The organism is Streptomyces sp. PA03-1a, from assembly GCF_033792805.1.
Lineage (GTDB): Bacteria > Actinomycetota > Actinomycetes > Streptomycetales > Streptomycetaceae > Actinacidiphila.
Map to the genome: position 1 here is coordinate 1 of NZ_JARAVO010000037.1, position 24,509 is coordinate 24,509.

The following is a 24,509-nucleotide window of genomic DNA, read 5'->3' on the forward strand; positions in this document are numbered from 1 at the left end:
GGGCGGGGCGGGCCGGTGACGGTCAGGTCGACGGGCAGTCCGGTGTCGCGGACCCGTCCGACCAGCGATTCCAGCTGGTCCAGGCCAGGTTGCGGGGCCAACTCCGCCGAGGTGCCGGCCAGGTCCAGGTCCGCGGCTCCGTCCGTCTCCTCGCCCTGCTCGGCCATGGTGAGCAGTCCCATGACGTGGCGCAGTTCGGTCATGGCCGCCCGGCCGCCCGCCTCGACGGCGAGCAGTGCCTCGCCGGCCTGTTCGGCTGAGGTTTCCATGATCTTGCGGGCGGCGCCCGCCTGGATGATCATCACGCTGACGTTGTGCGTGACGACGTCGTGCAGTTCGCGGGCGATCCTGGCCCGCTCGTGCTCGACGGCCCGGCGCAGCGCCTCGCCCTGCTCGCGTTCCAGCGCGGAGAGCCGGGTGCGGCCCTCGTCGGTGCGGAGCTTCCAGGTGCGCAGTCCGACGGCGGCCACGGCCATCGGGACCAGGATCAGCAGGGCGATGTACTCGTTGGGGACGATCGGGGTCACCGAGTTCCCCGACGTGCCGACCAGGACGACCGACACCGGCAGCGCCGCCAGGGTCGCCACCCGGTACGGGCTGAACACGGCTGCGCTGTAGACGGCGATGACGAACGCGTAGAAGGTCAGCCGCAGGACGCTCTGCGGTGTCGCCAGGGTCGCGGCCGTCACGACGCACAGCACGGCGAGCGGGTAGCGGCGGCGCAGGGCCAGGGCACCCGAGGCGACGGCCGCGAGGGTCACCATGAAGGCCATGCCGCCGGGGCCGGACGGGCGCGGTACGACCCGCACCACGCCGGGTGCGATCTCCCGCGTCACGACGTTGTCGGCGTTGTCGATGCCGTAGTAGACGGTGGAGATCCCGATGACCAGGGTCAGCAGCAGGTCGAAGTAGCAGGCGCGCCGTGTGGGCCGCAGCGGTGGACCGCTCGGGAGCCTGGCGTCGCGGACCGTGCGGCGGGCGGCCTCCCGCAGCCGCTCCCGCGTCGTAGTTGCGTCCATCACCGGTTCATTGTCGCGGCCGCGCGGACCCGCGGAGTCCGTCCCGGTGGTCATTCCCGGCGCCCCCGGTACATCACCCGCCTACATCGCAGGGATGACGTTTCCGGGGATCGTCCCAGCGCGGTACCGCAATGGGTCCGGGTGGGCGACGCGTGCGGGCCGGGCCCGCTCCTAGCGTTCACGCAGCCGACCGCCCCGACCCGAGGAGCCCTTCATGACCGTGCCGGTGATCGAACTGCGCGAGGTGAGCCGCCGATACGACGACGGCCCGCCCGCCCTGCACGAGGCGGCGCTGACCGTGCGGCCCGGCGAGGCCGTCGCGATCCTCGGCCCCTCCGGCAGCGGCAAGTCCACGCTGCTCAATCTGATCGCGGGCCTGGACCGGCCCGACACGGGGACCGTCACCGTGGACGGGGTGCGGGTGGACCAGCTGGGCGAGGCCGGATCGGCGCTGTTCCGGCGGTCGAAGATCGGCATGATCTTCCAGTTCTTCAACCTGCTCGACGATCTGACCGTCACCGACAACGTCGTCCTGCCGGCGCGCCTGGCGGGCATGGCACGTGGCGCGGCGGATCGCCGCGCGGCGGAACTCCTGCAACTGCTCGGCATCGACCGGCACGCCCGCGCCTGCCCGGGGCGGCTGTCCGGCGGTGAACGGCAGCGCGTCGCGGTGGCCCGGGCGTTGATGAACCGGCCGGCGCTGCTCCTGGCCGACGAGCCGACCGGAGCCCTGGACACGGCGGCCGGACAGGACGTCAGCAGGCTGCTCGCCGGCCTCAACGCCGAGGGCCAGACCATCGTCGTGGTCACCCACGACCTGGCGTTGGCCCGGTCCTGCACAGGCCGTACGGTCCGGATCGCCGACGGCCGGATCACCGAGGACGTCCGATCGCAGGCCGTGGCCCCGGAGGCCGTCCGATGAGCGCGCTCGGTGCGGTGGTGCGCTCGGGGGTGAGACGCCGCAGGGTGCAGACCCTGGTGATCGGGCTCGCCACGATGATGGCGGTGGCGGCCTCCGTCCTCGGCGGATCGCTGCTCGTGGTGTCCGGCGCGCCCTTCGAGGACGCCTTCGCCAGGCAGCACGGCGCGCACCTGTCCGTGCGGTTCGACGCGGGCAAGGTGAACGCCGGGCAATTGTCGGCGTCCAGGGACGCCGAAGGGGTGAGCGGTGCGGCCGGGCCGTTCCGTACGGCGACGGTCACCCCGCGGTCCGACGGGGCGGGCCCCGGGTGGCCGATGACCGTGGTCGGCCGGGGCGATGCCGGCCGTGACGTGGACGAGGTGTCGCTGCTCGACGGGCGGTGGCCCACGCGCGACGGCGAGATCGTGCTGTCCGCCGACTCCTCCCTCGTCCCGACCATGGGCATGAAGATCACCTTCCCCGATCTGTCCGGCGGCCTGGCGCTGACGGTCGTCGGTGTGGCCCGTTCGGTCACCCAGACCGCCGACGCCTGGGTGGTTCCGTCCCAGATGCCGGCGCTCACCGCGCCCGGCAGTGGCGGCTACCAGATGCTGTACCGCTTCACCGACGCGGGCACCGCCGCGCAGATCACCGCGGGCGGCAAGGCCGTGACGGGAGCCCTGCCGCCGGGATCGGCCGTCGGCGAACAGTCATGGCTCACCGTCAAGAAGACCGTCGAGCGCGACACCGCCCTCTACGTCCCGTTCCTCGTCGCGTTCGGCGCCCTGGGCCTGGTCATGTCGGTGCTCATCGTCGGCAACGTCGTCGCGTCGGCCGTCGGCATGGGGACGCGCCGCATCGGCATCCTCAAGGCCCTCGGCTTCACCCCGGCCCAGGTCGTACGGGCCTACGTGGGGCAGGCGCTGATCCCGGCCGCCGTCGGCACGGCCCTCGGTGTCCTCGCCGGCCACCTGCTCGCCGTCCCCGTGCTGGCCGAGACCGGGGAGGTGTACGGCACTGCGTCCCTGGCCGTCGCGCCCTGGGTCGACCTGGCGGTGATCGCCGGGGTGCTCGTCCTGGTGGCGGCCACCGCGTGGGCGAGTGCCTGGCGGGCCGGCCGGCTGCGTACGGTCGACGCGCTCGAGGTGGGGCGTACCGGTTCGGCAGGGCGCGGCCGGTGGGCGGCACGTCTGGCGGGACGGCTGCCGTTGCCGCAGCCGGTGGCCCTGGGCCTGGTCCGGCCCTTCGTGCGGCCCGCCCGCGCGCTGGCCATGGGCACGGCGATCCTGTTCGGCGCCGTCGCCGTCACATTCACCGTGGGGATGAGCGCCTCGCTCGGCCAGGTGATGAAAGCCAGGGCACACGACGCCGCCGATGTCGTCGTACCCGCGCCCTTGCCGGACTTCGGGCCTCAAGGCCCCGTCCCTGGGAAGCGGCCCGCCCGGCCCTCGGCCGATCCCGCCGCGGTCGTGCGGGCCATCGGGACCGCCGTGGGAACCGGGAGGTACTACAGCGCCGCGACGGTACGGGCGACCGTGTCCGGCCTGACGGGCACCGTCGACGTGATCGCCTTCACCGGCGACGCCTCCTGGGGCGGCTACACGATGGTCTCGGGCCGATGGATCGACGGGCCCGGCGAGGCCGTGGTCCCGACCCCGTTCCTGACCGCCACCGGCACCCGCACCGGCGACACCGTCACCCTGGACGGCCTGGCCGAGCCGGTCACGGTCAGGATCGTCGGTGAGGTCCTGGACACCCGCAAGGGCGGCATGCAGGTCTTCACCGACACCTCGACCCTGGCGTCCGCGCGTCCCGGCCTGACGGAGACGAGCCATCACATCGCGGTCGCGCCGGGCACGGACGTGACCGGCTACGTCAAGGCGCTGAACAAGCACCTGGGACCGCTGGGGGTCACCGCCCGGGCCGGCGGGCTCGACTCGGGCAGCGACATGGTCGTCACGCTCAACGCGCTGTCCGTGGTCCTCACGCTGATGCTCGTCGCCGTCGCCGCGCTCGGCGTGCTCAACGGGGTACTGCTCGACACCCGCGAGCGCGTCCGGGAGCTCGGTGTCCACAAGGCGCTCGGCATGACCCCCCGTCAGACCGTCGCGATGGTCATCACCTCGGTCGTCGTGACCGGACTGGTCGCGGGCGTCCTGGGCGTTCCGCTGGGCGTGGCCCTGCACGGCTGGGTCATCCCCGCGATGGGCGACAGCGTGGGGCTGCGCCTGCCCGGTTCCGTCATCGCCGTCTACCACGGGGCCGAACTGCTGCCGCTCGCGCTCGGCGGCCTGCTCATCGCCACCCTGGGCGCGCTGCTGCCCGCCGGCTGGGCCGCCAGGGCCCGTTCCGCCACGGCCCTGCGCACCGAGTAGGAGGCCGGTTTCACGGCTCATGCCTCCGGCCCCCACCGCAGGGAGCGGTGGGGGCCGGTCGGCTGGTTCCCGTCGTCTGGCGCGGGAGGCGGGAGTTCCGGAGTCTCAGACCGCCTCCAGCTCGATGATCTTGAACTGGAATCCCGTCGGGGTGACGGCGGTGCGCCGCCACCCGGATGCGGCGAAGAGCGCGTCGAACTCGGGGAGGTCACGCTCCTGCCCCGACAGCATCGCGAGCATGTGCATGTCCGCAAGGGGCTCGAAGCCGGGCGCTCCGATCTCCCCGATCACGTTCTCCACCACCACGGCCCGCGCGCCCGGCCGTGCGGAAGCACGGCAGTTCTCGAGGATCTTGACGCAGTCGGCGTCGTTCCAGTCGTGCAGAACCATCTTGAGCAGGTACAGGTCGGCCGGCGGGACGGACTCGAAGAAGTCTCCGGTGACCGCGGTGAACCGGTTACCCACCCCCCGCTTCTCGGCTGCCGCCTGCGCCCCGGCAGCGGCGTGGGGCAGGTCCAGGCTCTGCCCTCGGAGGTCCGGGTTCGCCAGCAGGAGCCCCTGCACGAGCGCCCCCGTGCCACCGCCGACATCGACCGCGACCGTGGCGCCGGTGGTGTCGAGCGCCTCGGTGAGGTCGCCGTTCAGCCGTTCCGCCATGCCGGACATGGCGACCGAGAAGAGTTCCGCCTCGGCAGGGTTGTCGCCGAGGTAGGTGAAGAAGTCCGTGCCGAGCGCGCTTTCGATCTGGGTGCCGCCCTTGCGGACGGCCTCCGGGAACCGCTCCCAGGCACGCCAGTGGGAGGGACCGCCCCACGTGAGGGCCACCTCCCGCAGGGTGTTCGGCACCCCGCTACGGAGCAGCCGGCTCAGGGGCGTACCGGAGAACCGGCGCTCGCCCTCGTAGGCCACCAGGCCGAGGGAAGCGCAAGCACGCAGCAGCCGGTAGGTGGTCGCGGGATCGCTGGCCTCGCGCTCGGCTATGTCCTCTGCGGCAAGGGGCCCATCAGCCAGATGGTCCGGAAGGGAAAGCTCGACTGCGGCCCGGACGATCTGAGTCACCCAGTAGCCGCTGAGCATCTGCATCAGGACACCGGCATTCGCGGTCTCGGAAGACGAGTTCGGACGATTCTCGGTCATCGACAAGCACACCCATCAGAACTGGTTTAACGGTCAACTAACTGTACCTCGGTCCAGAAGCCCGGCCATGTGACCTGCATCAAAGAAACGCCGTCCAGCACCGGCCGGTTCGGCAGAACGTCGGCGAAACTTCCACGGCAATTCACCAGCCCGACGGCACGCCCCGGGCCGCTCCGAACGGTCCCGGGGCTGCTCGCCGCCGGCGCATCACCGACCGCACAGCGGTGCGGCCTATGGCGTCAGGCGATACCACCGTTCAAGGTGAGATCAATGGCGTTGGCCATCGGGTTCTCGAGAAGGAAAAGGCAACCGTCGACGATGTCCGCCATGGTGGCGAGCCGTCCGGTGAGCGTCATCTTCCGGGCGGAGTCCTGCAATTGTTCGTTGCCCGCGACGAACGGGCTGTCCGCGATGGCCCACGGGTGCAGCGAGTTCACCCGCACCGGTGCCAGTTCGACGCTCAGCGTACGCACCAGACCCTGCACGGCGCCACTGACCGCCGTCAGCGTGGTCGAACCCGGGTACGGGAAGTCCTTGGCCATGCCACCGAACAACAGTACCGAGGCGTCCGCGGACATCCGCGGATACAGCGAGGCGACCACGGTCGTGTAGCCGACGATCTTCGTCGTGGCCAGCGTCGTCGCCGTGGCGACGTCATAGGTGCGGGCCGTGTTCATGTCGCGGACCATGCCGACCAGAGCCACCCGGTCCACGTGCCGCACCGGCTCGAGCGCGGCGGCGATGTCGGCCGGCCGGCTCAGGTCGAGCGCCAGGCCGTGACCGTACCGCCGGTCTCCGCCACAAGTGCGCGGACGAGCAGATCGTCGCCGAAGTCCCGCAGGAGACCCACCTGGCGGTGTGGCGCGCCGCTACGGCATTCGCAGGGAGTGCGGCCGGTGGGTCGGACGCCCCGCGGTCGCCTTTGGCCACCAGACGGAGGAGGCGTTCCTCGTCGAGCTCGTCCAGTGCTTTCCTGCGCGGTCTCACACCAGCCAGACGCCAAGTGGGCTGCGCAGGTCCTGCGTTGACCGTGACTTGCGTCACGGCCCCGGACGAGGGAGGGCGTGATCGCCCGGTGCGCCGGCGTCCGGGGCCCGGACGCCGTTGATGGTCAACGCAGTTCGCAAGCCGCCTCGTGCAGCAGGGCCGCCAAGGATGCGGCCGCGGTCACCATCGGTACGTGTCCGCTGGGGAGGGACCGCACGTGGGCGTTCATCCGCTCGGCCAGGAACCGCTGCGTCCCGGGCGAGATCATGCGGTCCTTCTCCGCCACGACGTACCAACTCGGCAGGTCGGCCCACAGCGGGCGTCCCAGTGGCGTGCCGATGCACACTGCTGCGATCGGCCGTTGCACGGCAGCCAGTACCGCCTGGTCCTCCGGCGAGGCGTCCTGAGCGAAGACCTCCGCGAACGCGGTGTCGGGAAGCCACACATAGCCGTGCGCGTCGGGTTCGAGCGCGGGAGCCCTGGGGTCAGGCGCCGCCCGGTGGAAGACGTCGGCGACGGTCTCCTTCTCGGCCGGTGTCAGACCGGTCACGTGCACCAGCCCCGTCACCTGGTCGCTTCGCACAGAACTGATGACAGCGCTCGAGTACGCGTGGCCCACCAGGGCCACAGAGCCGGCCGCCACCCGCTCGATCGTCCTCTCCACCGCGGCCACATCGTCCTCGACGGAAGTCAACGACAACTGCGCGGCGTGGCATTGCACTCCCTTCGCCCGCAGCGCTGTGATCACCCGGGACCAACTGGACCCGTCCGCCCAGGCCGCGTGGACCAGAACCAGCGATGCCTGCTCGCCCTTCATGGGATCCGTTGCCATTCCGTCCTCCTCTCCGATCTGCGATTTCCGGCGCTCATCCCGCCATCCGCGATGCCGCCCAATTCATCGGATTTCCATCGCCCATTCTTCGCCTTCGCTCAAAAAGTGTCCACACAAGGGAGATCTCAAGCCGATCGGTGGCTCCGCGCCATCCGGCAGAGCCCGGTCGAGCAGTCGTTCGCCACTGTGGACGGCACAGGGATGCTCTGCCGGTCCGTCGGCGTCGCGTCCGGGCCGCGAACTGCGATGTGCGTGCCATTCGGATGGTGAAACCCGGACACAAGTAAATCGAATGGAATTCTCCCCAGGCATCCGCACAGCGGCGGACCGGTGCTGCGACACTGGGCCCGTAGGCCCGATGCTCTTCCGCCCGCAAGGCGGCCGTACTGCACGTGGCGTCGGGACGGTGGCCACCCAATTGGCAGGTCGGCCGTCAGGAGGGAAGGCATGGGATCGCGACGAGGGACATTCTCATCCAGTGGCGCGCCCGCATGATGCGTGATGTCTTCTTGTATTCGCTGCGCGTCCGGTCGTAGGACGCTCCGCGATGCCACCTGCGGATCAGCACCGAAAACGAAGTGAGGCAGCAATGACCGAAGCATCCGGGATCCAGGATCACGGCACCTACGACGTGATCGTGCTGGGAGCCGGCCCGGTCGGGCAGAACGTAGCCGAACACGCCCGCGCCGCGGGACTCTCGGTGGCCGTGGTGGAACGGGAACTGGTGGGCGGGGAGTGCTCGTACTGGGCGTGCGTGCCCAGCAAGGCGCTGCTGCGCCCGGTCATCGCCGTCGCCGACGCGCGGCGGGTCGACGGCGCCCGGCAGGCCGTGACCGGGTCGCTGGACACCGGCAGGGTGTTCGCCCGCCGGGACCACTACGTCACCGACTGGGACGACACCGGCCAGGCGCGCTGGGTGAAGTCCATCGGCGCCGACCTCTTCCGCGGCCACGGCCGGCTCGACGGGCCGCGGAAGGTGACCGTCACCGCGGCGGACGGCTCCCGCCACACCCTTGCGGCGCGGCACGCGGTCGCCATCGCCACCGGCAGCCGCCCGGTGCTGCCCGACATCGACGGCATCGGGGAAGCCCGGCCGTGGACCAACCGGCACGGCACGGACTCCAGCACCGTCCCCGGCCGCCTGATCGTCGTCGGCGGTGGCGGGGTCGGGGTGGAGATGGCCACCCTCTGGCAGGGCCTGGGCTCCCAGGTCACCCTCCTCGCCAGGCGTCCTCTGCTCCCCCGGATGGAGCCTTTCGCCGGCGAACTCGTCGCAGCCGGGTTGACCGACGCCGGCGCGCAGGTCCGCATCGGCGTCCGGGTGACCTCCCTGCGCCGCCCCGACCCCGCCGGGCCGGTCACCTGCATCCTGGACGACGGCAGTGAACTGGAAGCGGACGAGATCATGTTCGCCACCGGACGCGCCCCGCTGACCGACGACATCGGTCTGGACACCGTGGGCCTCACCCCGGGGTCCTGGCTGGACGCCGACACCACGTGCCTGGTCCGCGAGATCCCGGGCGAGTGGCTGTACGCGCTCGGCGACGTCAACCACCGCGCCCTCCTCACCCACCAGGGCAAATACCAGGGGCGCACCGCCGGCGACGCCATCGGCGCGCGTGCCGCCGGCCGTCCCCTGGACGACGCCCCGTGGGGCGACCACGCCACCACGGCCGATCAGCACGCCGTACCGCAGGTCTTCTTCACCGACCCCGAAGCCGGCGCCGTGGGCCTGTCCGCAGCACAGGCCGCGGCGGCCGGTCTCCCCGTCAAGGTCGTCGACCTCGACTTCACCGCCGCGCAGGGCGCCAACCTCTACGCCGACGGCTACCGCGGTCACGCCCGGATGGTCGTCGACACCGACCGCGAGGTCCTGCTCGGGGTGACCTTCGTCGGCCACGGGGTCAGTGAACTGCTGCACTCCGCGACCGTCGCCGTCGCGGGCGAGATCCCCCTCAAGCGGCTGCGGCACGCCGTCGCCTGCTTCCCCACCATCAGCGAGATCTGGACCTTCCTCCTCGCCGCGTACCACCGCGACGGTGACTGACGCCGTGGTGCCGGGCGCATGCGTTCACTCCTGGAAGGGGGATCGCGGCGTGTGACGCCCGGCCCCGGGCACCGAATAATCCTGCTCGGCCCGCCTCCCGCGCGGCTGTCCTCCCGGGATGCCTCTTGGCCAGTACGCCTATTTCGCGCTGTTCAGCCGGCATACCTCGGCAGATGAGATGACCGCGCACCTGGGCATCGCTCCTGACGACGTGTCCATTCGCGGCAGCAGACGCACCACACCGAGAGCGATTCCGGTCAACCACTACTGGAAGGCCGTCTGCCGGGAACCCAACCTGTGCGTCGACGAGCAGATCGCCCGCGTTCTCAACAGGCTCCAGCCCCATACGGACCGCATCGCCGACCTCGCCAGCCGCCTGGCCGACCACGGCGGCGGAGCGGTTCTCCAGGTCGTACGCCACCACAACGACACCGACCCTGACCAGCCCGATCACGCGGATGCCCCCAACCTGTTCGGCTGGCATCTGGACCGCGACGTCCTGGACTTCCTCAGCGCCACGGGCGCCGAGCTCGACGTGGACGAGTACGACATGACCGGGGACGACGAGGACGGCGGCTGAGCGCAGGGAAGGCGGAAGCAGCAGGACCACACGGGCGGCACCCGGTCGCCGGGACCGGGGCCCCCTGAATCGCCCGGCCGTCCCGCGGCCGGACGGCTCGATCGTGGCACCGACAGCCCCGCCCACGTCTGGATGAGCAGGAATGGCCGCCCGGGCCGATCGTGAGAAGACTGGTGCGGTGGCCGTACGAGGCCGCACCTCCGGGCGTCGCCGAGGCCGTCCGGTGCCGTGACAGCCTGGATAGGAACCGGATCATGAGTCTTGAGGTTGCGGTCGTCCGCGAGGCGGACGACGAGATGGTCGAGGCGTTCACCCGCCTGCTGCCCCAACTGTCCCGCAGCGCCGCGCCGCTGACCCACGAGACGCTCCGACGGCTCCTGGCCGCAGAGGCGAACACGGTGCTGGTGGCGCGGGTCGACGGCCGTGTCGTCGGGACGCTCACGCTGGTCCTGTTTCCCCTCCCGACCGGGATGCGGGCCTGGATCGAGGACGTGGTGGTCGATGAGGCCGCCCGCGGTTACGGCGTCGGGGCCGCCCTCACCGAGGAGGCGGTGCGCCTGGCCGACGCGGCGGGAGCCCGCACGGTGGATCTCACCTCGCGCCCCTCTCGGCAGGCGGCGAACCGGCTGTACGAGCGGCTCGGCTTCGAGGTACGGGACTCCCGCGTCTTCCGCTACGCCCTGCAGCAGTAGTCACGGCGGTTTCCCGTATGCCGTCGGGAACCGTACGGTCCCGGCGTACGTCGTACCCGCCATGATCAAAGAACCCGGACGACGCCTGCCCGGCGCCACGTTGCTCGTCCTCCCGCTCGCCGCGCTGCTGCTGTCGTGCTCTGCCCCATCGGACACCGGCACGGACCGGGCAGCCGGCGGCACCCCCGCGCCGGCGGCCGCTTCGGCGTCCGCGTCCGCGTCTGCTTCGGACGCCGAGCCGGCGGGACCGGTGGAGAAGGTACGCGACGCCTTCGCCACCTTGCAGGCCACCTACCACTCCGGCTGCACCGCCACCACGTCCCGGGGCGAGTGCGAGTACTTCCTGACCCGGGTGCACGACGAACTCGTCGAACTCGACGCCGCGATGAAGGCCGATCCCCAAGGCCCCGGCCACTTCCGCGAGCCCCTCGCCTGGATGACGGATCTGCGCGACCTCCTCGGCGCGGACACCTCCTTCGAGAACCTCAAGGCGCACCAGGACGAACTCGTGGCGACGCGCGACCGGATCAACCGCTGGATGCAGGGCCACCCCGAGGACTACCGCTGAGCCGCTGTTCGGACAGCGGAAGAGTGCTGAGGCGGTCAACGCCGAAAACGACGAGGCCCACCGGGCCCAGACCGTACGTGCCGCGACGTCCTCAGCCCCCTGGCCGCCGCCGGCGGCCGTCCGCCTGAGAACTCGGTGGCGTTCCGGGGTGGGGGTCGGGAAGGCTTGCGCGCATGGTTTCGGTCTTGCAGAACGTGGCGATTGACTGCGCGGATGCCTACGAGTTGGCCCGGTTCTGGAGCGGGGTGACCGGGCGTCCGCTGCATCCCGAGGACAAGCCGGGTGACCGCGAGACTCAGGTGATGCTCGCGGAGGGCCCGGTGCTGTACTTCAACCAGGTGCCCGAGCCCAAGAAGGTCAAGAACCGGATCCATCTGTGTCTGCGCCCTGAGACCTCGCGCGAGCAGGAGGTGGAACGGCTGCTGGGCCTCGGTGCCAACATGGTCGCCGATCTCCGGAATCCCGACGGCGCCGGCTGGGCGGTCCTTGCCGACCCTGAGGGCAACGAATTCTGCGTCCTGCGCAGCGACTCCGACCGAGCCGCGATGCGAACGTCCGCCTCGTAGCGGACGGCGAGGAACCGCTGCTGTACGCCTCAGCCCCGGTGGTCGGCCTGCGGCGCCGGGGTCAGGGCGGCGTCCAGGAGGACCTCGGCTGTGGCCCGGGCCGCGGCGGCGGCGCCGGGGTCGCCGTCCATGCGGACCGAGACCGCGCACCCGTCGTAGAGCAGGTGCAGACGGCGGCCGAGGGTCTCCGGGTCGGGAACGCCGGCTTGCCGGGCGAGGTCGGTGAACAGGCTCCGTACCCATGCCCGGTAGTCGTTGGAGGCCTGTTCGGTGCTGCTGCCCGGCTCGGCCTCCGCGCTCGCCGCGATGAACGCGCAGCCGCGGTAGCTGGGGCCCTTGAAGGATTCCGACAGCGCGTCGAAGACGCCGAGCAGCCGGTCGCGGGGGTTCTCGAAGCGCTCGAGGGCGGCCAGGAGGCGGGCGGAGGTGGCGGCGTGCCGGGACTTCAGGTACGCGTGGACCAGCTCGTCCTTGCTGCCGAACGTGTTGTAGAGGGAGGCCTTGGCCACCCCGGCGCGTTCGATGATCCGGTCGATCCCGACGCTCTGCACACCCTCGGCGTAGAAGAGCTCGTTGGCGGCGGACAGCAGACGCTCGCGTGCCGGAGCCTTGACCTCGGCGCGCGCGTCGTGCGCCCTGGTGCTGTCGGCAACCATCGCAGCCTCCCTGCTGGTTCGTGCCATCGTCCGGGCCTCGAGGCTCACTTTAGGCAATCACGGGTCGCGAACGGCTGCTGCGCCGTTCCGTCAGCAGACCGAGCAGGGCCAGCAGTGCCAGGACGATGACGGCCGCGCCGTACTCGCGGGCGGTGGCGAGCAGGCCACCGGCGTGGACGACGAGGTAGCCGGCGATCACCGACGGCACTCCCATCCCCAGATAGGACACCACGTAGAGCAGGGACAGCACTCCGGAACGTTCGTGGGCGGCCGTCAGCGGGATCACGGTGCGGATGCCGCCCTGGAAGCCGCTGCCGAAGCCGATGCCGGCGATGGCCGAACCGGTGAAGAACAGGGCGGGCGAGCCGTTCTGCACCGAGACCAGGGTGAGGCCGACGCCGACGACGAGGCTGATGATTCCGCCGACCATGACGCCGCGGGCGGGTGCCGTACGCAGGACGAGGGTGGCGGCCGCGGCCACCCCGGCCAGGACGAACAGGGCCAGTCCGCCGTAGACGGCCGACGTGGAATGGGTCAGGGTCCGCACGAGCGCCGGGCCCAGGGAGGCGTAGAAGCCCGCGAGGGCCCAGACCGCGAACAGGACCGGGGCGGCGTTGAGCACCGCGCGCCGCACGGTCCTCGGGAGCTTCACGTCCGGGACCAGGGTGGCGAGCGCGCCCGGGGTGGGTGTGAGGGTCTCCCGCATCAGGACGACGCCCAGTGCCTGCACCGCCATCACGACGAGCAGGGCCAGGTAGACCAGGTGTGTCGGCGCGGGAAGGTACTGCACGAGGAACGCCGACGCCAAAGAGCCGGTGGCGGTGCCGAGACCGGGGGCGAAGGAGTTGGCGACGGTCCCGCGGCGGCGGTCGATGTCCAGCATCCCGGCCCCGATCGCGCCCAGCGCGGCACCGGTGGACAGTCCCTGGACCACCCGGCCGACCATCAGTTCCGGCACGCCGTGGGCCGTCGCGAACACCACCATCGCGGCCGCCTGTGCGGCGAGGGCCGCGAGCAGGACCGGGCGGCGGCCCAGGTGGTCCGACAGCCGTCCCAGGGTGAGCAGCGAGACCAGGACCGCGATCGCGTACACGCCGAACACCAGCGTGGTGGTCACCGGGCTGAAGCCCCACTCCGCCTGGTAGACCGCGTAGAGCGGGGTGGGGGCGCTTGAGCCCGCCAGGAACGACACGACGATCGACGCCAGGAGGTAGAAGGCCGCGCGCTGAGGCAGTACGCCGCCTGCGACGCGCCCTCTCCGCTTGGGCGCTGCCGAGGTGAGCGGGGCCGGGCCCCCTGTCTCCGCGCCGACCGGGCCGGCATCGGCCGCCGGCGTGGTGACCACGTTGCCGCGGTCCTGCGAGGTGGGCTGCTCGGGCATGCCACCGTCCCCATCTTGAGTAGACCGGTCTGTTCATTTTCCCTGGACAGATCTGTCTAACGCTGGCGGTGATGCGTTTCCATCCCGCCACGCCGACCGGATCGTCGGCCGCCCGCGGGCCGCCCCGTGGAGGCCCGCCTCCAGGCGCGCCGGATCCGGCCGTGCGCGCGGGGGCACGCGAGGCGGAGCGCCGACCGTCGCCGGGCCGTGGTGCGCGGCGCGACATGCCGAACGGTATTGTCCGGGGAAGCTGAATATCTGTGCTCGCGAAGTGAGAAATTAGCGCGACGCGCGATGAGGTTTCTCACACGCCAGGGCGGCGCCCGGTTATTAACCGTGCACAGCCGATCGCGCCATGCTACTCTCGAATAAGTTGCAGTTGTGGTTCCCGAAATTCCGGTTCATTTGCTGGCGGGGCAATCATCGCGGCGACGCGGGGTCCGTACAGTACGGATTCCGGGCACTGCCCCAAAGGAGATGCACCACATGGCTACTGGCACCGTGAAGTGGTTCAACGCGGAAAAGGGTTTCGGCTTCATCGAGCAGGACGGTGGCGGCGCTGACGTGTTCGCCCACTACTCGAACATCGCCGCCCAGGGCTTCCGCGAGCTGCAGGAGGGCCAGAAGGTGAGCTTCGACATCGCGCAGGGCCAGAAGGGCCCCACGGCCGAGAACATCGTTCCCGCCTGACGCCGAGCGCACGCATCGCAGCTGGGGCCCGCACCTTGGGTGCGGGCCCCAGCTTGCTGCACATCAGGACGCACCCTGCCCTGGTGACGCCGTGACGACCTCACTGGTCCCACGATTTTGAGGGTGCCGCGATCCCGCCGGCAACGGACGTTCCCGTCAGGCTCCGGATGCACATCCGTCAGAGCTCCCCGACGCCCGTAACCCCGGTCTTTCGGACGCGGACCAGATCACCCCACCCGTTCGGCGCCTCGGCCCGCGGACTTCTCCCGCCGGCTGAATTCGCCATCGCATTTGCTTGGCCCATTCTTGCGATTCTCCGTCCTGCTCATCGCAGCGGAATCCCTTGATGCGGCCGCTTCAAGGAAGGTTCTGCATGAGCCGTACACGTACGAACGACCGTTTCACCGACCCGAGCCGTTCCGGGGGCCGACGCCGTCGCCCCGCCGCACCGCAGGGGGAGTTCGCCCTGCCGGACACGGCGACTCCGGCACTGCCCGCCGCCGGGGCGTTCGCCGATCTCGACATGCCCCGGCCGCTGCTGGCCGCGCTCACCGCCGAAGGCGTGACCGTGCCGTTCCCGATCCAGGCGGCGACCTTGCCCAATTCCCTCGCCGGCCGTGACGTGCTGGGCCGCGGGCGGACCGGGTCCGGCAAGACCCTCGCCTTCGGCCTCGCGCTGCTGGCCCGCACCGCCGGACAGCGCGCCGAACCCCGGCAGCCACTGGCCCTGGTGCTCGTACCCACCCGGGAGTTGGCCCAGCAGGTCACCGACGCGCTTGCCCCCTACGCCCGTTCGATGAGGCTTCGGCTGGCCACCGCGGTCGGCGGGATGCCGATCGGCCGTCAGGCCGGCGCGCTGCGCAACGGGTCGGAGGTCCTCGTCGCCACGCCGGGCCGGCTGAGGGACCTCGTCGAGCGCGGCGACTGCCGCCTGGACCGGGTCGCCGTCACCGTCCTGGACGAGGCCGACCAGATGGCCGACATGGGCTTCATGCCGCAGGTCACAGCGCTGCTGGACCAGGTGCACCCCGAGGGGCAGCGCATGCTGTTCTCGGCCACCTTGGACCGCAACGTCGACCGGCTGGTCCGCCGCTACCTGCACGACCCGGTGGTCCACTCCGTGGATCCCTCCGCGGGCGCGGTCAGCACGATGGAGCACCACGTGCTGCACGTGCACGCCGCCGACAAGCACCAGGCGACGACCGAGATCGCGGCGCGGGAGGGTCAGGTGATCATGTTCCTGGACACCAAGCACGCCGTCGACAGGCTGACCGAGCACCTGCTCAGAAGCGGCGTCCGCGCCGCCGCGCTGCACGGCGGCAAGTCGCAGCCGCAGCGCACCCGGACCCTGGCCCAGTTCAAGACGGGACACGTGACCGTACTGGTGGCGACCAACGTCGCCGCACGCGGGATCCACGTCGACAACCTCGACCTGGTCGTCAACGTGGACCCGCCCAACGACCACAAGGACTACCTCCACAGGGGTGGCCGCACGGCCCGCGCCGGCCGGTCCGGCATCGTGGTCACGCTGGTCACGCCCAACCAGCGCCGCGACATGGCCCGTCTCATGCAGCACGCCGGAATCCGCCCGCACACCACCGAGGTCCACCCGTCCGGGGACGACCTGATCCGCATCACCGGCGCGCAGACCCCCTCGGGCATCCCGGTCGTCATCACCGCACCGGCTGCCGAACGCAGGGACGGCACCCCCACCTCCCGCGGGGGGCGCAGCCGTGCCACCGCTCAGGACCGCCGCACCGGCCGGGCGGCACGCCGCACGGCCCAGCGGCGGCCCGCCTACGACGCGGTGGCCTAGTCCGTGTCGTCACGCCGCCCATCCACTTCTCCAGGAGGCACTTCTTGACCCTGGCACACGCCTTGCCACGCCCTGCGGAATCCGCCCACGGAACGGTGGCCGACGCCATGGACGTGCCCGGACCGCAGGTCTGGGACGACATGACCGTCGAGGTGGCCCTGTCGGTCATGGCCAGCGCCCGTACCGGGCATCTGGTCGTCTGTGACGAGGACGGCCGGTGCACGAGTCTGGTCACCCATGCCCAGCTCACCGCCGTCCGTGACGGCTACGGCTACACCGATCGGGTCCGCCTGCGGGAGGTCGCCGGTAACGGCGGGCCGTTCGCCTCGCCAATGACCAAGATGACCGAGGCACAGCACATCATGCGCCACCGGCAGCTCGCGGCCGTGCCTGTCGTCGACGAGCACGGCTGCGCCGTGGGTGTTCTCACGCGCTCACGCTGACCCGTCGCCCACCGGTCCCATCGCTTCCCACTCTTCCTGCGAGGCACCATGCGCTGCGTCATCGCCCGTTTCGCGTTCGACCTGTCCAAGACCGGGGTGGTGGCGTCGATGAAAGGCATCAGGCCCGAGCCGGTCACCGGTGAGTCCGTGATCATCGGCCGCCGCCACTACCCCGTCATGCAAGTGGGCGAGGTCATCACCCGGCAGGACCGCCGTGACTTCACCGCCGGCGAGGTCCTGCGGGCCATGACGCGCCTCGGCTTCACCTGCCGCGCCCTCCCTGCCACAGCACCGGCGCCCGGGCTCACCCCGCTCCAGGAAGCGTCGGCCCTGCTCGGCGTCCCCACCGCCGGGTAGCCGGGAGAGGGACGACGCCCTGGCCCGACCATGGCGGCATGAGGGCTCGGCCGGCGCATGCCGGCCGAGCCCTCATCGCGTGGGGCGCCCGGTGCGGCTTCCCGTGGTCTGCCGTCCGTGGACGGCAAGCGGCACTCCCCGGCCGTCCCCGTACTCACGCGCCGACAGGTCGACGTTCGGCATGGAACCGACCTCTATCTCACCCGCCGGGAGTGCCGCCGGCCGTCGTTCGGGCGCTGCCCCTGCCGGCCCACGGAGCGGGACCATGCCTGGCATGGCCGGATCCGTATATCTTCGACCAAGACACACCACAACCATTGCGAGGAAACAAGAGGTCGGCGCGGACCAGGGCCGTCAGCAGGCGTAGCAGTTCCTTCGGGGCCCTGGTGGCGGGACGGCGTCAAGGCCCCTCCACATGTTCCACAAAGAGGTGCAATGACGGCAGCTGACTCCTTCGGCCGGATCGATGACGACGACTACCCCGCCTACACCATGGGCCGGGCCGCCGAGATGCTCGGAACCACCCCGGGCTTCCTCCGTGCCATCGGCGAGGCCCGCCTGATCACCCCGCTCCGCTCCGAAGGCGGACATCGGCGCTACTCCCGGTACCAGCTGCGCATCGCGGCCCGAGCCCGTGAACTCGTCGACCAGGGCACCCCCGTCGATGCCGCCTGCCGCATCGTCATCCTCGAGGACCAGCTCGCAGAAGCCCAGCGGATCAACGCCGAATACCGCCGCGCCGCCGGATCGACGGATCCCACGGGCGCAGCCTGAGACGGGCTGGACCCCGCGGAGGGTCCGCCGGTTCCTCACCCAGGACCGGCGAGGGGGTCAGCTGGGGGGCGTACCGAGGGCGCCTCGGCCTCGGCGGCGTCGGCAAGGGCCTCGGCAGCCGCTTCTGCGGCCCGCGCGGCGTCGGCGGCGGCCTGGGCGGCCTTGTCGTCCGAGGACTTCTCCCGCGTGGCCGGCGACTGCGGCAGCACTTCGCTGAATGCGCGGGACACACCCTCCAGTGCGGAGGTGACCTCGCTGGGGATCACCCAGAACGTGCTGCCCGCGCCTTGCGCGAGCTGGGGCAGCATCTGCATGTACTGGTACGCGAGCAGCTTGGGGTCGGGGTCGTTGCGGTGCACGGCCTGGAACACCTCGTCGATGGCCCGTGACTGGCCCTCGGCCTTGAGGATCTCAGCCGTGCGGTTGCCCTCCGCGCGCAGGACGGCGGCCTGCTTGTCGCCTTCGGCAGTCAGTATCTGCGACTGACGTTGTCCTTCGGCCCCGAGAATCACGGCACGCTTGTCCCGCTCGGCCCGCATCTGCTTCTCCATCGCGTCCTTGATGGACTGCGGCGGGTCGATGGCCTTGATCTCCACCCGGTTGACCCTCAGCCCCCATTTGCCGGTGGCCTCGTCCAGCACACCGCGGAGCTGGCTGTTGATGGTGTCGCGCGAGGTGAGGACCTTCTCCAGGTCCATGGACCCGACGACGTTGCGCAAGGTGGTGACGGTGAGCTGCTCGACCGCCTGGAGGTAGTTGGCGATCTCATAGGCGGCCGCCCGAGGGTCGGTGACCTGGAAGTACAGGACGGTGTCGATCTCCACGACCAGGTTGTCCTCGGTGATCACCGGTTGCGGTCGGAAGGAGACGACCTGTTCTCGCAGGTCGATCACCGGATAGACACGGTCGATGTAAGGGATGACGACGTTGAGCCCGGGCTTCAGGGTGCGGTGGTAACGGCCGAGCCGTTCGACATTGCGAGCACGTGCCTGGGGGACGATGCGCACCGCCCGCAGGACGGTGAAGACGACGAAGAGCGCGACGATCACTCCGGCGACGAGGAGCCCCGATTCCATGGTTCACTCCTGGGGGTAGACGAGTGCGGTGGCGCCGCTGATCTCGATGACGTCGACGGTCGTTCCGGGAGGGATCACCAGCGTTTCGTCATAGGCCCGGGCCGTCCATTCCTCGCCGCCTATGCGGACCCTGCCGCCCATGCCCGTGACCTCCGAGACGACATAGGCGCTCCTGCCGACCAGCGCCTCTACGCCGAACCGCTCCGCCTGGGGCCGGCGCACGTGGCGCAGCACGACGGGACGGATGAACAGGACGGTGCTCGCAGCAACGACGGTGAACACCACGAACTGCAAGGGCAGCGGGAGCCCGACTGCCGCGGATCCCGCCGCGACCAGCGCAGCCCCACCCAGCAGCCCCAGCGCGGCAGTGAGCGTGAAGAGCTCCGCCACGGCCAGCCCTGCCGCGGCGATGAGCCAGATCAGCCACGGGTCCATGCCCCTCCTGCCGCGTGCAGTAGGTGAATGGCCGGCCGACGCGCCCCCTCGGTCGGCGACCAAGTTCCCCCTTAGGTGACCTACCCGTACGAAATGCCGGAAATCAAAGCTTCAGCCGGAATGAGGGGAAACGCCGAGGCGGGCGAGCAGCGCACGCCGTCGCAGCCACCCCATGCCCTGGACGTGTGGAGTGGCGCGCCGCTGTTCGTCACGGACGGCGTCGACGATCAGCACCTCATGGCCGCGCCCGACCGAGCGGCTCGCCGGGCGCCCCACGGCTACCCGCCAAGCCGGGCGCCGGCGCGAGAGGATTCCCGCGTGCCGCACATGACAGCCGAAGAGGCCGCCGACTGCCTCGGCATCGCCGACGAGCACCTCTCCGCGTTCGTCGCCATCGTGGACGCACTGCGCACCCCCGACGCCCGGCGGGCCGAGATCGAGCGGCTGCGCGCCGAACTCGAAGCCGTTGACGAGGTGCTCCGCGAGGCGGGGATCGACCATCCGACCGGCGCCCTGGGCGTCCACGACCTGCACAGCATGCGCGACATCGCCCGCGAGGACGCCGACGAGGACGCCCGGGCGGCACGAATCGTCGCCGCCCTCAGACGCACGAGGAACAGCCTGCCCGCGGAAGTCCTCGCCGCCCTCGACGAGTACGACGCGGCTTCGACGTGACGGGCGAGAATTGCGTGGCGCACAGGGGCAGACGCAGTGCCGAGGACCTCGTCGTCCACGTGCACGTGGGAGCCGCCGCTGTCCCAAGGCGGGGCATCACGGTCGTCACCCGGTGCTCCGCTCCTCCAGCCTGCCCCTCCGTCCGGTCGACCGCACCCTGTGAGGCAGCTCCGCGCCGATGACGCGGGGCGCGGGCCTCAGCCGGGCCCGCGCCGACCGGTCGGCGTCACCCGCGCCCCAGCCCGCCAGGGGTGCGTGACATGCCGTGCTCCTGGGCGCGAGCGCCACCGGGACGCGTTGTTGCCGCAGCGAGCGCGAGGACCAGGCCGATCGCTCCGACGATCACGTTGTTCGTGATGGTGCGCCACGTACTGACATCTCCCGCGATGCACCAGGGCGAGATGATCGTCCACAGGGCGATGACCGCCGCAGCCCAGGCCTTGGAGTGGGTGCGCTCGAAGCCTCGCCCCGCCCCGCCCATGAGCAGGGCGTACGCGATACCGGCGATGAGGTTGTTGACGGCGATCGTCGACAGCGCATTGAAGCCCAACAGCGCGTTGAAACCCGCGATCCACGGTGACGTGGCCAGATAGACGCCGGTGAGCAGACCCATGGCCCTGATGGCCTGACCGCGATGGGTCGCGGTCGCACGCTCGTAATCGGCGCGAAGTTCCAGCAGATCGGGGTGCTGCTCGATGCCGGGTTGTGTGCGCGACATACGGACCATCTCCCGCCATTTTGGTCATTCCACATATCCCCCTTACCCGGACCCATGCATTCGATTCCGGTCGTTTCCGACCAGGTACGACGCGGAGATCCAGCCGCCGGCAGGGCGGGGGCGCGGTCGGCGGGGGCCCGGAACGTCCGGGGGCGTCGGCGGCGGTGACGTGGCAGACCTCGGCGACGCACACGCCCGAGGGCGATGAATGCTTTCAATGACAGTGCTGACGGTCCGGGCGAAACGATCGGGATCCACGGACGGCCCGCCCGCACCACCGAGCGGGTGGGTCAGTCCTGGCGCGTGTGAGGTCCGTCCATGCCGCCGAGGACACTCGCGGAGGCGAGCAGGCGCTCGCGCAGCCAGAGGTGCGCCGGGTCGCTGGTGTGACGGGGGTGCCAGTACATCCTCTCGTGGATGTCGGGCAGGGCGACGGGCGGGGGCAGGAAGCGGATGTCGGCTGTCGCGGCGGCGAGTTGGCGTGCCGCCCGCTCAAGGACCAGGCTGGCCAGGGACGTACCCCGGATCAAGAAGGGGACGAGGAGGAAACTCTCCACCGTGAACTCGATCCGGCGTGGCGTGCCGAGCCGGGCGAGGTGCTGGTCGGCCAGGTTGAGTTGCCGGTCCGGCCCGATGCTGTACACGAGGTGCGGAAGACGGAGATATTCGTCGATCGTTATTCGCTGCGTCGAGCCGGCCGGGTTCGCGGCGTCGACGGCGCACAGCCATTGGTCGCCGAACAACGGATACGACGGGAATCCGGTGTCGCCCATCAACTCTTTCGGTTCGATGATCAGCTCGGCAACATCGGAGTCGAGCAATTGCCGCGGATCTCTCGATCGGGGAAGGACGTGGATCGTCACGCCGGGGGCCTCGGCGGCCACCGCTTGAACGAAGGGGCTCAGCAATACCAGCGTCGCGTAGTCGGACGCGCTGATGGAGAAGCTCCGTACGTCCGTGGCCGGGTCGAATTCGGAACGCTGCGCCATGGTCCGCTCGACCAGGTCGAGGATCTCCCGTACGGGTCGCACCAGCCGCTCGGCCTCTGCCGTGAGGGCGAGTTCCCTGCCCTGCCGCACCAGGAGCGGGTCACCGAACAGTTTCCTGAGGCGGGCGAGCGACGAGCTGGTCGCGGGCTGACTGAGGCCCAGACGCCGCCCCGCGCGGCTGACGTTGCGCTCGGCCAGCAGGGCGTCCAGAGCCACGAGCAGATTCAGATCGACGTTCCGCAGGTTCATCTTCCCTGACCAGTCCATATATTCGCGGCGCAAATACCGCGAATTCAACATATGCATTTGACGGTTGTGTTGCGCAGATCATAGCGTCCCGGTCCAGCGGTGCGGCCCGGACGGCCGAAACTGCGTCAGGTTTCCCCTCCTGGGCGGTGGCACCCGCGCCGTCGCCGGTTTGGAGAGATCGGATGATGGAATCAGGAAATACCGGCAACGGCCCGTACGGGAAAGACACCGTGCGGCTCGACGCCGCGTCGCGGCCGACGGAAAGGACGACGGATGCCGATGTGTTCCGCTCCGCAATGCGCCGGGTGGTCGGCGGATTGGCCGTGGTGACCACCCGTCATGACGGCCGCGCCTGGGGAATGACCGTCAGCGCGTTCGCCTCGGTCTGTCTGGAGCCGCCGACGGTGCTGGTGTGCGTCAACGAGCGCACGGTCACCGCTGCGGACATCCACCGCGAGAGCCGTTTCGCCGTCAACCTGCTCAGCCTGGACCAAGTCCCCGTGTCACAGCTGTGCTCACGCCAGGGAACCGTGAAGTTCGTCGACGACCACGTCGTCGCGGGCAGCGAACTGCCGGCCGAGGTGAATTCGCCGGTGCTGCGGGATTCGCTGGTGACCTTCGACTGCGAGACGACCGAGGCACGGCCCGTGGGCAGCCACCTCGTCGTCATAGGCAACGTGCGGGCCGTCGTCGCGCCCGACCTCCGCTCCCCCCTGCTGTTCGGGCAGGGACGCTACCAGCGCGGCGTGGACATGGAGGCGGTACCGGCGATGACGGAGGCGGTGGCATGACGCCGGCCGGTCCGGCGGCCCGCCTGTACGAGGCCGCCACCTTCCACCGTCACACGAACGACAGCACCACGGGAGACACGCCATGAGGACCGGCAAGGAATACCTGGAGTCGCTGCGCGACGGCCGCAAGGTCTACGTCGGGGGCGAACTCGTCGAGGACGTCACCACCCACCCCAAGACCCGCGGGTACGCCCAGGCGATCGCCGAGTACTACGACCTGCACCTGGACCCCGAGCACCAGGAGACCACCACCTTCATCGACGGGAACGGCAAGCGCCAGTCGATGCACTGGTTCCTGCCGCGGTCGAAGGAGGACGCCGTCCGCCGCCGCAAGTACGCCGAGTTCCTGTTCCGGCACTTCAAGGGCGGCATCTTCACCCGCCCGCCGGCCGGTATGAACGTCGTCATGTTCACCCAGGTCGACGACCAGCAGCCGTGGGCCGAGAACTCCCGCTTCACCGGCCCCCGCCGCGACCTTTCGGGCAACATCCAGCGCCAGTGGGAAGAGGTCACCTCCAAGGACCTCGCGATCTCGCCGATGTTCGTCGACGTGCAGTTCGACCGCGGCCGCGACGACGCGCTGGCCGAGACCCCCATGCTGCGCATCATGGAGGAGAACGACGAGGGCATCGTCGTCCGGGGCTGGAAGGCCATCGGCACCTCGCTCCCCTTCGTCAACAACCTCCTGATCGGCAACCTGTGGCGGCCCGGCCAGACGCCCGAGCAGACCATCTACGCGATGGTGCCGCTGGCCACTGAGGGCGTGACCGTGGTGGCTCGGGAATCGCGGGCCCAGCCCGACGCCGACCCCTACGACCGTCCGCTGGCGACCATCGGTGACGAGCTCGACGGGATGGTCTACTTCGACGACGTGCTGATCCCCTGGCCGCAGGTCCAGCACATCGGCAACCCCGACCACGCCAAGTGGTACCCGCAGCGGCAGTTCGACTGGGTGCACCTGGAGACCCAGATCCGGCAGTGCACGCACGCCGAACTCATGGTCGGCCTCGCACTGCTCATCACCCAGGCCCTGGGCACCAGCCGCCAGCCCGTGGTGCAGTCGCAGCTCGCCGAACTGATCCGGTTCCGCGAGACCTGCCGCGCGTTCATGCTCGCGGCCGAGGAGACCGGTTTTGAGACCCCGGGCGGGCTGTACAAGCCGAACAACGTCTACATCGACTTCGGCCGGGCCCACTACCTCGAGAACCAGCACGACATGGTCAACAAGCTGATCGACTTCTGCGGCCGCGGCGTGGTCATCCAGCCGACCAAGCGCGAGCTGGACGACCCCTACATCGGCCCCAAGCTGGAGGAGGCGCTGCGTGGTGCCGAGATCAGCGCCCGGGACCGGATCAAGATCTTCCGGCAGATCAGCGAGCGCTTCCTCACCGAGTGGGGCACCCGCCACGAGATGTTCGAGAAGTTCAACGGCACGCCGCTCTACCTGATCAACATGCTCACCATGCAGCGCACCGAGTACCAGGTCGACGGGCCGCTCACCCAGCTCGCCCGCGACGTGCTCGGCTTCGGCGACACCTCCGAGCTGGGCCGGCGGGCGCAGGAGGCGGAGAAGGCCTCGCACTACGCCGGCGTGCGCTTCCAGCCCGGGTACGCCCGTGGCCAGGACGTCCACGAGGGCTACATCGGCCCTCGGCCGGAGGAGGCGGCCGACCGGCCGTGACGACGACTCCCCAGGCCGTCCTGCGGCCCGGGGCCCTCGGGTCCCGGGCCGCAGGACGGTCCCGACGGCGGGTG

General features: G+C 70.5%; 25 protein-coding genes. 15 read left to right on the top strand and 10 right to left on the bottom strand.

Annotated features, from left to right (window positions below; genetic code table 11):
* The coding region (locus tag PV341_RS10885; RefSeq protein ID WP_500357506.1) for a sensor histidine kinase at positions 1 to 1,019 on the bottom strand (1,019 nt) is incomplete at its 3' end.
* 214 nt (positions 1,020 to 1,233) lie between these two features.
* Between PV341_RS10885 and PV341_RS10890 the strand changes: the two genes are divergently transcribed.
* Entirely contained in the window at positions 1,234 to 1,941 is a 708-nt protein-coding gene (locus PV341_RS10890) for an ABC transporter ATP-binding protein (RefSeq protein ID WP_500357507.1), read from the top strand.
* Positions 1,938 to 4,295, top strand: coding sequence for an ABC transporter permease (locus PV341_RS10895; protein ID WP_500357509.1), 2,358 nt, complete (start codon positions 1,938 to 1,940; stop codon positions 4,293 to 4,295). Before PV341_RS10890 ends, PV341_RS10895 begins: the two co-directional genes overlap by 4 nt.
* Before the next feature lie 105 nt (positions 4,296 to 4,400).
* Here the strand turns inward: PV341_RS10895 and PV341_RS10900 are convergent, their stop codons facing one another.
* The 3 genes from PV341_RS10900 to PV341_RS10910 form a co-directional block, all read right to left on the bottom strand.
* Positions 4,401 to 5,432: a methyltransferase gene (locus PV341_RS10900; RefSeq protein WP_500329263.1), complete on the bottom strand. Its 1,032-nt coding sequence runs from the start codon at positions 5,430 to 5,432 to the stop codon at positions 4,401 to 4,403.
* Positions 5,433 to 5,671: 239 nt separating this feature from the next.
* Positions 5,672 to 6,145, bottom strand: coding sequence for an SDR family oxidoreductase (locus tag PV341_RS10905; RefSeq protein WP_500357511.1), 474 nt, complete (start codon positions 6,143 to 6,145; stop codon positions 5,672 to 5,674).
* Positions 6,146 to 6,543: 398 nt separating this feature from the next.
* The gene (locus PV341_RS10910) at positions 6,544 to 7,236 is read right to left on the bottom strand and encodes an alpha/beta fold hydrolase (protein WP_500357513.1); all 693 of its coding nucleotides are present in this window, start codon (positions 7,234 to 7,236) and stop codon (positions 6,544 to 6,546) included.
* A gap of 604 nt (positions 7,237 to 7,840) precedes the next feature.
* Here PV341_RS10910 and PV341_RS10915 point away from each other — a divergent pair.
* The 5 genes from PV341_RS10915 to PV341_RS10935 all read left to right on the top strand — a co-directional run bounded on the left by PV341_RS10915 (position 7,841) and on the right by PV341_RS10935 (position 11,704).
* Complete coding sequence (locus PV341_RS10915; RefSeq protein WP_500357514.1) at positions 7,841 to 9,298, top strand: dihydrolipoyl dehydrogenase family protein; 1,458 nt, start codon at positions 7,841 to 7,843, stop codon at positions 9,296 to 9,298.
* 118 nt (positions 9,299 to 9,416) lie between these two features.
* Complete coding sequence (locus tag PV341_RS10920; protein ID WP_500357516.1) at positions 9,417 to 9,878, top strand: DUF4279 domain-containing protein; 462 nt, start codon at positions 9,417 to 9,419, stop codon at positions 9,876 to 9,878.
* Positions 9,879 to 10,051: 173 nt separating this feature from the next.
* On the top strand, positions 10,052 to 10,570 hold the full coding sequence (locus PV341_RS10925) for a GNAT family N-acetyltransferase (RefSeq protein WP_499516318.1): 519 nt from the start codon (positions 10,052 to 10,054) through the stop codon (positions 10,568 to 10,570).
* A 61-nt stretch (positions 10,571 to 10,631) separates the two neighbouring features.
* Complete coding sequence (locus PV341_RS10930; protein ID WP_500329259.1) at positions 10,632 to 11,138, top strand: hypothetical protein; 507 nt, start codon at positions 10,632 to 10,634, stop codon at positions 11,136 to 11,138.
* A gap of 173 nt (positions 11,139 to 11,311) precedes the next feature.
* Complete coding sequence (locus tag PV341_RS10935; protein ID WP_500329258.1) at positions 11,312 to 11,704, top strand: VOC family protein; 393 nt, start codon at positions 11,312 to 11,314, stop codon at positions 11,702 to 11,704.
* Between the two features lie 29 nt (positions 11,705 to 11,733).
* Here PV341_RS10935 and PV341_RS10940 read toward each other — a convergent pair whose 3' ends face one another.
* Both PV341_RS10940 and PV341_RS10945 read right to left on the bottom strand, forming a co-directional pair.
* Positions 11,734 to 12,360, bottom strand: coding sequence for a TetR/AcrR family transcriptional regulator (locus tag PV341_RS10940; protein ID WP_500357518.1), 627 nt, complete (start codon positions 12,358 to 12,360; stop codon positions 11,734 to 11,736).
* Positions 12,361 to 12,409: 49 nt separating this feature from the next.
* A complete protein-coding gene (locus PV341_RS10945) occupies positions 12,410 to 13,741 on the bottom strand; it encodes an MFS transporter (RefSeq protein WP_500329256.1) in 1,332 nt (443 codons plus the stop codon).
* A gap of 486 nt (positions 13,742 to 14,227) precedes the next feature.
* On the opposite strand from PV341_RS10945, the gene PV341_RS10950 reads away from it, so the two are divergent.
* From PV341_RS10950 to PV341_RS10970, 5 genes are all read left to right on the top strand, one after another.
* Complete coding sequence (locus PV341_RS10950; RefSeq protein WP_030224351.1) at positions 14,228 to 14,431, top strand: cold-shock protein; 204 nt, start codon at positions 14,228 to 14,230, stop codon at positions 14,429 to 14,431.
* 373 nt (positions 14,432 to 14,804) lie between these two features.
* The gene (locus PV341_RS10955) at positions 14,805 to 16,247 is read left to right on the top strand and encodes a DEAD/DEAH box helicase (RefSeq protein WP_500357520.1); all 1,443 of its coding nucleotides are present in this window, start codon (positions 14,805 to 14,807) and stop codon (positions 16,245 to 16,247) included.
* A 44-nt stretch (positions 16,248 to 16,291) separates the two neighbouring features.
* Positions 16,292 to 16,690 (top strand): CBS domain-containing protein, encoded by a 399-nt coding sequence (locus PV341_RS10960; RefSeq protein ID WP_500329254.1) that lies wholly within the window; start codon positions 16,292 to 16,294, stop codon positions 16,688 to 16,690.
* A gap of 48 nt (positions 16,691 to 16,738) precedes the next feature.
* Positions 16,739 to 17,047: an SCO5918 family protein gene (locus tag PV341_RS10965; RefSeq protein ID WP_500329253.1), complete on the top strand. Its 309-nt coding sequence runs from the start codon at positions 16,739 to 16,741 to the stop codon at positions 17,045 to 17,047.
* 435 nt (positions 17,048 to 17,482) lie between these two features.
* Positions 17,483 to 17,821 (top strand): helix-turn-helix domain-containing protein, encoded by a 339-nt coding sequence (locus PV341_RS10970; RefSeq protein ID WP_500329252.1) that lies wholly within the window; start codon positions 17,483 to 17,485, stop codon positions 17,819 to 17,821.
* Positions 17,822 to 17,856: 35 nt separating this feature from the next.
* On the opposite strand, the gene PV341_RS10975 is transcribed toward PV341_RS10970, so the two are convergent.
* Both PV341_RS10975 and PV341_RS10980 read right to left on the bottom strand, forming a co-directional pair.
* Complete coding sequence (locus PV341_RS10975) at positions 17,857 to 18,897, bottom strand: SPFH domain-containing protein (RefSeq protein WP_500329251.1); 1,041 nt, start codon at positions 18,895 to 18,897, stop codon at positions 17,857 to 17,859.
* A gap of 3 nt (positions 18,898 to 18,900) precedes the next feature.
* On the bottom strand, positions 18,901 to 19,332 hold the full coding sequence (locus PV341_RS10980; RefSeq protein WP_500329250.1) for an NfeD family protein: 432 nt from the start codon (positions 19,330 to 19,332) through the stop codon (positions 18,901 to 18,903).
* A gap of 318 nt (positions 19,333 to 19,650) precedes the next feature.
* Here PV341_RS10980 and PV341_RS10985 point away from each other — a divergent pair, with 318 nt between their 5' ends.
* A complete protein-coding gene (locus PV341_RS10985; RefSeq protein WP_500329249.1) occupies positions 19,651 to 20,007 on the top strand; it encodes a hypothetical protein in 357 nt (118 codons plus the stop codon).
* A gap of 226 nt (positions 20,008 to 20,233) precedes the next feature.
* Here the strand turns inward: PV341_RS10985 and PV341_RS10990 are convergent, their stop codons facing one another.
* Together PV341_RS10990 and PV341_RS10995 are read right to left on the bottom strand one after the other, a co-directional pair.
* The gene (locus tag PV341_RS10990) at positions 20,234 to 20,725 is read right to left on the bottom strand and encodes an SPW repeat protein (protein WP_500329248.1); all 492 of its coding nucleotides are present in this window, start codon (positions 20,723 to 20,725) and stop codon (positions 20,234 to 20,236) included.
* Positions 20,726 to 21,015: 290 nt separating this feature from the next.
* Positions 21,016 to 21,963 (bottom strand): LysR family transcriptional regulator, encoded by a 948-nt coding sequence (locus PV341_RS10995; protein WP_500329247.1) that lies wholly within the window; start codon positions 21,961 to 21,963, stop codon positions 21,016 to 21,018.
* Between the two features lie 230 nt (positions 21,964 to 22,193).
* Here PV341_RS10995 and PV341_RS11000 point away from each other — a divergent pair, with 230 nt between their 5' ends.
* Positions 22,194 to 22,754 (top strand): flavin reductase family protein, encoded by a 561-nt coding sequence (locus PV341_RS11000; protein WP_500329246.1) that lies wholly within the window; start codon positions 22,194 to 22,196, stop codon positions 22,752 to 22,754.
* Positions 22,755 to 22,836: 82 nt separating this feature from the next.
* Positions 22,837 to 24,435 (top strand): 4-hydroxyphenylacetate 3-hydroxylase family protein, encoded by a 1,599-nt coding sequence (locus PV341_RS11005; RefSeq protein WP_500329245.1) that lies wholly within the window; start codon positions 22,837 to 22,839, stop codon positions 24,433 to 24,435.
* Positions 24,436 to 24,509: the final 74 nt, after the last annotated feature.

Coding starts and splice junctions, on each gene's coding strand:
- PV341_RS10945 (WP_500329256.1), bottom strand. CDS start 13,741: ATGCCCGAGCAGCCCACCTCGCAGGACCGCGGCAACGTGGTCACCACG.
- PV341_RS10975 (WP_500329251.1), bottom strand. CDS start 18,897: ATGGAATCGGGGCTCCTCGTCGCCGGAGTGATCGTCGCGCTCTTCGTC.
- PV341_RS10890 (WP_500357507.1), top strand. CDS start 1,234: ATGACCGTGCCGGTGATCGAACTGCGCGAGGTGAGCCGCCGATACGAC.
- PV341_RS10900 (WP_500329263.1), bottom strand. CDS start 5,432: ATGACCGAGAATCGTCCGAACTCGTCTTCCGAGACCGCGAATGCCGGT.
- PV341_RS10995 (WP_500329247.1), bottom strand. CDS start 21,963: ATGAACCTGCGGAACGTCGATCTGAATCTGCTCGTGGCTCTGGACGCC.
- PV341_RS10935 (WP_500329258.1), top strand. CDS start 11,312: ATGGTTTCGGTCTTGCAGAACGTGGCGATTGACTGCGCGGATGCCTAC.
- PV341_RS10970 (WP_500329252.1), top strand. CDS start 17,483: ATGACGGCAGCTGACTCCTTCGGCCGGATCGATGACGACGACTACCCC.
- PV341_RS10990 (WP_500329248.1), bottom strand. CDS start 20,725: ATGTCGCGCACACAACCCGGCATCGAGCAGCACCCCGATCTGCTGGAA.
- PV341_RS10920 (WP_500357516.1), top strand. CDS start 9,417: ATGCCTCTTGGCCAGTACGCCTATTTCGCGCTGTTCAGCCGGCATACC.
- PV341_RS10915 (WP_500357514.1), top strand. CDS start 7,841: ATGACCGAAGCATCCGGGATCCAGGATCACGGCACCTACGACGTGATC.
- PV341_RS10950 (WP_030224351.1), top strand. CDS start 14,228: ATGGCTACTGGCACCGTGAAGTGGTTCAACGCGGAAAAGGGTTTCGGC.
- PV341_RS11005 (WP_500329245.1), top strand. CDS start 22,837: ATGAGGACCGGCAAGGAATACCTGGAGTCGCTGCGCGACGGCCGCAAG.
- PV341_RS10965 (WP_500329253.1), top strand. CDS start 16,739: ATGCGCTGCGTCATCGCCCGTTTCGCGTTCGACCTGTCCAAGACCGGG.
- PV341_RS10940 (WP_500357518.1), bottom strand. CDS start 12,360: ATGGTTGCCGACAGCACCAGGGCGCACGACGCGCGCGCCGAGGTCAAG.
- PV341_RS10930 (WP_500329259.1), top strand. CDS start 10,632: ATGATCAAAGAACCCGGACGACGCCTGCCCGGCGCCACGTTGCTCGTC.
- PV341_RS10955 (WP_500357520.1), top strand. CDS start 14,805: ATGAGCCGTACACGTACGAACGACCGTTTCACCGACCCGAGCCGTTCC.
- PV341_RS10895 (WP_500357509.1), top strand. CDS start 1,938: ATGAGCGCGCTCGGTGCGGTGGTGCGCTCGGGGGTGAGACGCCGCAGG.
- PV341_RS10910 (WP_500357513.1), bottom strand. CDS start 7,236: ATGAAGGGCGAGCAGGCATCGCTGGTTCTGGTCCACGCGGCCTGGGCG.
- PV341_RS10980 (WP_500329250.1), bottom strand. CDS start 19,332: ATGGACCCGTGGCTGATCTGGCTCATCGCCGCGGCAGGGCTGGCCGTG.